Origin of the sequence: Myxococcus sp. AB025B (genome assembly GCF_006518215.1) — a bacterium.
Lineage (GTDB): Bacteria > Myxococcota > Myxococcia > Myxococcales > Myxococcaceae > Myxococcus > Myxococcus fulvus.
Genome location: NZ_SRLW01000400.1, coordinates 1 through 7,446, shown reverse-complemented (window position 1 = coordinate 7,446; position 7,446 = coordinate 1). Strand labels below are relative to the sequence as shown.

The window sequence follows — 7,446 nt, the reverse complement described above, 5'->3', positions numbered from 1 at the left end:
CCCCACGCCCCCACCCTCCGAGGGAATCCCTCGCACGAAGCGCTGGCCCGGCATCTGCAATGGAGCCGGACGTCGGTTCGGAAGTGGGGACTCGCGGAACGAGCCCCGAGCCAGGAAGCCGTCGGGAGTCGGGGGACGACCAGCGGCAGACCTTTCCACCTCCAGGAGGAGCTTCTCCACGGGCTCCCCATTTCCGGACCGACTCCTGACACCCCTTTCCCAGCCGGACTCACCTCCGGCCTCTTCGGAGAACGAACGATGGCCTGCTCGCTCCCCTCTCGCCGTTTCCTCGGTGCCCTGGCCCTCCTTCCCGCCGCGACGCTGGGCTTCGCGTGCGGACAGGCCCAGGCACTCGGCTCGCCCAACACCTCCAACGCGGCGTCCACCGTGCCCGCGGCCGTGGCCGCCGCCGCGACGCCCTCCGGCGCGCCCGTGCAGCCCGCGCGCTTCAACCCGGCGACGGCCGGCACCGTCACCTCGCTGGCCCCGCTCGTCGAGTCCGTGAAGGGCGCCGTCGTCTACGTCGAGGTGCAGGCCCGCCCGCGCCGCATGTCCGGCAGGCAGGGCCTTCCTCCCGGCTTCGCGGAGCGCTTCGGCCTGCCGCCCGGGATGCAGGGCAACGCGCCGCCGCGGCAGGGGCTGGGCTCGGGCTTCATCATCGACGCCTCCGGCACCGTGCTCACCAACAACCACGTGGTGGACGGCGCGGACCTGGTGCGCGTGAAGCTGGAGGGCGGCCGCTCGTATGAAGCGGAGGTGCTCGGGAGAGATCCGCTCACCGACGTGGCGCTGCTCAAGCTCAAGGGCGTGGCGGGCAACCTGCCGTTCGTGCCGCTGGGTGACTCGGACGCGCTGCGCGTGGGCGACCCGGTGATGGCCATCGGCAACCCGTTCGGCCTGGACTCGAGCGTCAGCGCGGGCATCCTCTCCGCCCGGGCGCGGGACATCCACTCGGGCCCCTACGACGACTTCCTCCAGACGGACGCGGCCATCAACCCCGGCAACTCCGGCGGCCCGCTGTTCAACATGCAGGGGGAAGTGGTGGGCATGAACACCGCCATCATCGGCGGCGCCAGCGGCATCGGCTTCGCGGTGCCCAGCAACCTCATCCGCGCGCTGTTGCCCCAGTTGCAGGAGACGGGCGTGGTGCGCCGCGGCTTCCTCGGCCTGTCCATCCAGGACCTCACGCCGGAGCTGGCGCGGGCCCTCAAGGTGGACGCGAACAAGGGCGCGGTGGTGGCGGGCGTCAGCCGGGGCGGCCCCGGCGACCGGGCGGGCCTCAAGGAGGAGGACATCATCACCTCCGTCGGCGGCCGCGCGGTGGACTCCGCCGGAGCCCTCACCCGCGCCGTCGCGCTGCTCAAGCCCGACAGCAGCGTGAAGGTGGACCTGGTGCGCGGCGGCAAGCCGATGACGGTGAACGTGACGCTCGGCACCCGCCCGACCCAGCGCGGCGAGGAGGAGCTCACGCCTCGCAACAGCACCGCGCCCTCCACGCGCAAGCTGGGCATCGGCCTGCGTGACGCGCCCGACGGCGGCGCGCAGATCACCGAGGTGGAGCCCGGCGGCCCCGCCGAGCGCGCGGGCCTGCAGCCCGGGATGATCCTGGTGCAGGTCGGCGACGACAAGGTGTCCAGCGCCTCCGACGCCGTGCGCAGCCTGACGGGAGCGAAGTCCGGCGCCGCCCTGCTCCTGCGCGTGCGCGCCCCGGAGTCCGAGAACACCGTGCTGCGCGCGCTCGAAGTTCCCTGAGTCGCTCACGACGTCCGGCGGGGCGTCTTCCCCTCCCACCCGCCGGACGTCGTCGAGTCCTCATCCGTGAGGGCGGCTACAGCGAGACAATCGACTTGAAGCCGCCCCAGATCATCCGCTTGCTGTCGAAGGGCACGTCCTCGGGCGAGCCCAGCCGTGGGTCGGCCATCACCTTCTTGTTCACCCGGTTCCGGTCCGCCTTCGACTTGTAGACGATGAAGGCGAACACCACGGCCTCGTCGGGCTTGAGCTTCACGCCCCGGGCGAACGAGACGCGGGTGAGGCTCTCGGGGAGGTCATCCTCGATGGACTCGATGTACTGGAGCGCGCCGTGCTCGCGCCAGAGCTTGCCCGCCTTGCGCGACATCTTGCGATAGGCGGCGACGTTCTTCTTCGGCAGCGGCAGCAGGAAACCATCGACGTAGGGCATTGCCGTCCTCCCTCCACGAGAAGGCCGGAACCCTACCCCGTTTCCACGCATCACTTCGCCGGACGGAAGCGCAGCGCGCTCCACACGTCGTCCACGGAGACCTGACGCACGCTGTCGATGCCCTCCTTCGCCAGCCGCTTCCAGAGGATGTCCCGGTCGAGGAGGGAGGGCCGGCATGACGGCACCGACGCTTGACTGGGGCAACCAACGCGCCGTTGCCGGGCAGGCGGCCCCCGGGTCCAGGTGATGCGAAAGCGACCCCAGGGGTTTCCCACCGGTGTCCTGAATCCCCAGGGCGTTTGGCGTAGAGTGTCGGCGTGCCGCGCTGCCAGACATGTGGGCGGCGCTGGGAAGGCTCCCATGCGCCGTGCCCGCCGAGTCCATCCCCAGACGGGGCGGGACGAGCGACGTCCGTGGAGCCGACGCCGCCGCGCATCCCCGGCTACCAGGTGGAGGGCGTGCTGGCGCAGGGCGGCTTCGGCGTGCTGCTCGGCGCTCGGCGGGAGACGGACCACCAGCGCGTGGCCATCAAGCTGGCCCGCACGGGCAATGCCCTGGCGCGCGCCCAGCTCATCCGCGAGTCGGAGGCGCTGCGCCAGTTGGGCCCTCCCACCGTCCCCGCGCTGTACGAGGAGGGCGTGCTCGCCGGCGGCGTGCGCTTCCTCGTCATGGAGCACGTGCCGCTGCCCACGCTGGCGGAGCGGCTGGCGCGCGCCTCCGGGCCCGTGCCCGCGCAGGAGCTGCCCCAGCTGGCGCTGTCGGTGGCGGACACGGTGGCCCGAGTGCACGCGCTCGGGCTGGCGCACTGTGACCTGAAGCCCGAGCACCTGTTCCTCAACGAGGACGGTGGCGGACAGGTGCGCGTGTTCGACTTCGGCCTGGTGCGAGGCACCACACCCCAGGAGGGCACCGCGCTGCCCGGCGAGGGCGCGACGACGAGCGACACCTCGGGCTTCGCCGGCACCGCCGAGTACATGGCCCCCGAGCAGTGCGCGGGCAACGCCAACGTGGACGCGCGCACGGACGTGTACGCGCTGGGCGTGCTGCTCTACGAGATGCTCACCGGACGGCCGCCCTTCTTCGGCTCGACGCCCGACGTGCTCCAGGCCCACCTGGCGCTGCGGCCGCCGCCGCCGTCGGACTTCGCGCCGGTGCCGCCCGCGCTGGAGGAGGTGGTGCTGCGGTGTCTGGCCAAGGAGCGCTCGCGCCGGCCCGAGGACGCCGCCGCGTTGGCCACCGCGCTGCGCGAGGCCTTCTCGCACGCGCACAGGCCCCTCGAGCCCGTCACGCCCCGCCCCACCGCGCCCGGCGAGCCCCGGCCCGCGCAGGTGCGCCGCTCCGTGGCCGTGCTCTTCCTCACCTCGCGCTCCAACCCGGTCAGCGTGCAGAAGGGGCTGGGCTCCTACGGCGGGCACCTGGCGCACACGGACGGGCCTCGCATCGCGGCGGTGTTCGACCCGGACGTCGGAGAGAACCCCGTGCGCCGCGCCATGCGCGCCGCGGAGGGGATGGCCGAGCGGGGCCTGGCCGCGAGCGCGCTCGTGGACGTGTCCGCCGTCACCGTGCAGCGCCGTCCCACCGGAGCGCCGCGCTACCTGGGCGCCATCTTCGCCCGCGCGGACCGCTACCCCACGGGCCCGGACGCGCACGGGCTCCTGTTGTCCCCCGCCGCCGCGGAGGCCGTGCCGGAGGTGCCGTGCACGGAGGTGCCCAACCATCCGGGCCTCTTGCGTCCGGCGTCACCGGGGGCCGCGCCCCGGCCGGACATCACCGTGCTGCAGTTGGGCAGCGAGGTGCTGGTGGGCCGCGACGCGGAGCTGGCCTCGCTGGTGGACAGCGCCCGCGCGGCGGTGGGTGAGGCGGCGCCCACGCTCGTCACGGTGCTGGGCGAGCGCGGGCTGGGCAAGAGCCACCTGTCCGCGGCCCTGGTGCGGGAGCTCCAGTTGCAGCTGCCGCTGGCGCGGATGTACAGCACGCGCTCGCGCGAGCCGGTGCAGGGCGACCCGGACGGTACGCTGCGCACGCTGCTGCGCTGCGCGCTCAACGCCTTCGAGAGCGACGACACGGACACCGAGGAGCAGGGCCGCGCGTCCATCATGCAGCGGCTGGGGCCCACGCTGGGCTCGGAGCTGTGGCCGGGCGTGGCCGCGACGCTGGGCTGGTACGCGCCGGGCGGGCCGGAGCTGCAGAGCTGGGCGGCGGCGCCGGGCGCGCTGCGCTCCCTGGCCATGCGCGCCACCGGTGAGCTGCTCGCGGCCACCGCGCGTGAGCGGCCGCTGTGCCTCATCATCGACGACGCGCACTTCGCGGAGGAGACGGCGCTGGACGCGCTGGAGTACGCGTGCCTCGCCGAGGCGAGCGTGCCCATCTGGGTGTGCGTGCTGGCGCGGCCGGGGTTCGAGAAGAGCCGGCCGTTGTGGGGCGCACGCGCCGCGCGGCAGGTCACCGTGTCGCTGCGGGCGCTCGCGGCGGAGCCGTCGCAGGAGCTGTGCCGCATGCTCCTCAAGCCGGTGGAGAACGTGCCCGCGCAGGCGGTGGAGCGCATCGTCGAGCGCGCCCAGCACGTGCCCTTGTACCTGGTGGAGCTGGTGCGCGGCCTCAAGCGCCAGGGGCTGGTGCGTCAGCGCGCGCCGGGCGGAAGCTGGTACCTGGTCACCGACGGCGTGGAGAAGGTCCCCGAGCTGCGGCTGGTGGAGTGGCTGGCGGACCGGGAGCTGGGCGCGCTGCCTTCGACGCTCGCCGCGCACGCGCGGCTGTGTGCCTTGTTGGGCACGGACTTCACCGCCGCGACGGCGGAGGGCGTGGTGCGGGAGCTGGAGCGGGATGGCGCGGCGGGTGGGTTCCCGTTGGATGCGGGCCACGCGACGCGGCGGCTGTTGGACTCCGGGTTGCTCGTGTCGCATCGGCAGGAGGGGTTGAGCTTCCGTAACGAACTGCTCCGTGACGCGGTGGCCGCCACGCTGCCGGCCGCCGAGCGACAGCGCATCCACCGCGCGGCGTACCGGTATTACCTGGGGCCCGCGGGCGCCAGCGAGCGACAGCGCTTGCCTCGACTGGCCCTGCACGCCGCCGCGGCGGACCTGCGCGAGGAGGCCGCCGCGCTCTCCATCGACCTGGCGGAGTCCGCGCGGGGACGTCATGCGTTCCTCGACGCGGAGGCCATGTACACGCGGGCGCTGGAGCTGCTGGCCCCGGAGGATGAGCTGCGCTGCCTCACCGCGCTGCGGGGACGGGGGCTGATGCGCATCCGCATCGGTCGGTATGACGATTCGCTGGCGGACTTCGCGGCGGCGCGGGAGCGGGCTCGCAGGCTGGGGGATGTGCGCTCCGAGGTGGAGCTGCTGCTGGACGAGGCGATGGCGCTGGACTGGGTGAACGACTACGCGGCCAGCGAGGAGCGTGCGCTGGAAGCCCAGGCGATGGCGATGCAGGTGCGGTCGGCGTACGTGCAGAGCCGGCTGCTGCTGGCCCTGGGCCGCGCGCTGTTCCGCAAGGGTGAGTGGCAGGAGGCCCGCGAGCCGTTGGAGGCCGCGGCGGTCTTCGCGAAGCGGCTGGGGGACGCGGGCTACGAGACGCAGGTGGTGTCGCAGCTGCTGCTGGCCGTCATCCTCCCCAACCTGGGCGACATCGACGAGACGGACCGGGTGCTGGCGGAGGTGGTCGACGCGTGCACGGAGCGCGGAGACCTGTTCCACCTGGGCAGCGCCATCAACAACCGCCGCAACCTGTGGGTGGCGCGCAGGGATTTGGCGAGCGCGCTGAAGGACCAGCAGCGCTTCATGCACCTGGGTCGCGAGCTGGGCATGGTGGGCTGGGAGTACTTCGCGGAGCACAACCTGGGCGAGCTGCACTACCAGGCGGGCGACGTGGACGCCGCCGCGCCGCACATCGCGCGGGCGATTGCGTTGGAGCGTCGGCACCCGGAGGTGGCGCCGCGCCCGTGGGCGCTGCTGCTCCAGGCTCGCACCATGGCGTGGACGGGGAGACAGGCTCGGGCGCGCGAGCTGCTCGCGCAGGTGAAGCAGGTGCTCTCCGAGAACCGCAATGGCGTGGAGCTGAGTCCCCCCGAGGAGGTGCTGTTCTCCATGGTGGAGCTGTCCACGCGCGACGCCTCGGCGAAGGAGTGGGCGGCGCTGCGCGAGCGCTCCAGCCAGGTGTCCGTGGAGCAGGAGCCGCTCGAGGTGCTGGAGATGATGGGCCTGGCGGCGCTGCGGCGGGACGAGACACATGAGGCGGTGCGCATCCTCACCGAGGCGCTCCAGCTCGCCTCCCGGATGCCCAACCTCATGGAGGTTCGCATCCGCCGTTCACTCGAGCGCGCTCGAGATGGACAGCTGCCCGTGTAGTCAGCGTCACCCGCTACGCCATGAAGCCCAGCAGCTTGAGCGCGCCGAGCGCCACGCCCACCAGCGACTCCGCGGCGATGGCTCCCGCCGCCAGCGCGGGCACATTGCGTCCCGTCGAGGCCGGCCAGCGCCAGCGCGCCACCGCCGCCAGCACACCGCCCAGGCACAACGTCACCGCGAAGTAGGCCGGCAGGATGAAGCCGATGCCCATCGCCACCGGCGAGGGCACCCACCGCGCCGCGCGCCCTCGCGCCAGCAACGTCAGGAGCGCGCCCACGCCCGCGGCCACGCTCCCCGCGAACAGCGCGTTCGGCGGCAAGCCATCCAACCCTCTCGACGCCAGCTCCGCCACCGCGCGGAACTGCTGCGCGAACGGCGCGGGCAGCGCCTCTGAACCCAAGCCATACGCCCGCGTCAGCAACAGGTACGCCGGCACGCTCACCAACGAGCCCGCGAGCACACCCAACAGCTGCGCCCCCAGCATCCGCCCCGGCGATGCACCCAGCAGGTGCCCCGCCTTGAGCGCCCACAGGCTCACGCCCGTCTGCGCCGCCGCGCCGGACACCACGCCGCCCACCGCCACGTTGGGCCCCACGCCCCCGGGCAGCAGCACGCCCGCCGCCACCTGCGACAGCTGGCCCACCTGCGACACCGGCGACACGTCGAGTTGCCCCGCGCCTCGCGCGCACACCGCGCACAGCGGCAACACCAACACCAACGCCAGCACCACCTGCGCCGCGCTCATCCCATACACGCCCACGCCCAGCCCCAGCGCCAGCACCCAGGCCCCACCCCCGCTCAGCCACGCCCACCGGGGCAGTCCCGCGCCGCTCCGCAGCGAGCCCAGGTCCTTCGCCGCCCGCCAGAAGTCCCGCGCCTGCGCCGTGAGCGACACCGCCGCCGAGCCTGTCTCTTATA

At 73.4% G+C, this 7,446-nt stretch carries 6 protein-coding genes; 2 read left to right on the top strand and 4 right to left on the bottom strand.

All coding sequences use genetic code 11. From position 1 onward, the window contains the following. On the bottom strand, window positions 1–180 hold a 180-nt coding region (locus tag FL311_RS45690), incomplete at its 3' end, for a hypothetical protein (RefSeq protein ID WP_228557374.1). Window positions 181–258: 78 nt separating this feature from the next. Here FL311_RS45690 and FL311_RS39010 point away from each other — a divergent pair. Next, entirely contained in the window at window positions 259–1,752 is a 1,494-nt protein-coding gene (locus tag FL311_RS39010) for a Do family serine endopeptidase (protein WP_141332724.1), read from the top strand. Window positions 1,753–1,828: 76 nt separating this feature from the next. Here FL311_RS39010 and FL311_RS39005 read toward each other — a convergent pair whose 3' ends face one another. Both FL311_RS39005 and FL311_RS46015 read right to left on the bottom strand, forming a co-directional pair. After that, on the bottom strand, window positions 1,829–2,182 hold the full coding sequence (locus FL311_RS39005; protein ID WP_141332723.1) for a DUF1428 domain-containing protein: 354 nt from the start codon (window positions 2,180–2,182) through the stop codon (window positions 1,829–1,831). A gap of 50 nt (window positions 2,183–2,232) precedes the next feature. Further along, complete coding sequence (locus FL311_RS46015; RefSeq protein ID WP_255510400.1) at window positions 2,233–2,367, bottom strand: hypothetical protein; 135 nt, start codon at window positions 2,365–2,367, stop codon at window positions 2,233–2,235. A 132-nt stretch (window positions 2,368–2,499) separates the two neighbouring features. Between FL311_RS46015 and FL311_RS39000 the strand changes: the two genes are divergently transcribed. Then, the gene (locus tag FL311_RS39000; RefSeq protein WP_141332722.1) at window positions 2,500–6,528 is read left to right on the top strand and encodes a serine/threonine-protein kinase; all 4,029 of its coding nucleotides are present in this window, start codon (window positions 2,500–2,502) and stop codon (window positions 6,526–6,528) included. A 13-nt stretch (window positions 6,529–6,541) separates the two neighbouring features. Here the strand turns inward: FL311_RS39000 and FL311_RS38995 are convergent, their stop codons facing one another. After that, a complete protein-coding gene (locus tag FL311_RS38995; protein WP_305036185.1) occupies window positions 6,542–7,423 on the bottom strand; it encodes an OPT/YSL family transporter in 882 nt (293 codons plus the stop codon). Between the last annotated feature and the right edge of the window lie 23 nt (window positions 7,424–7,446).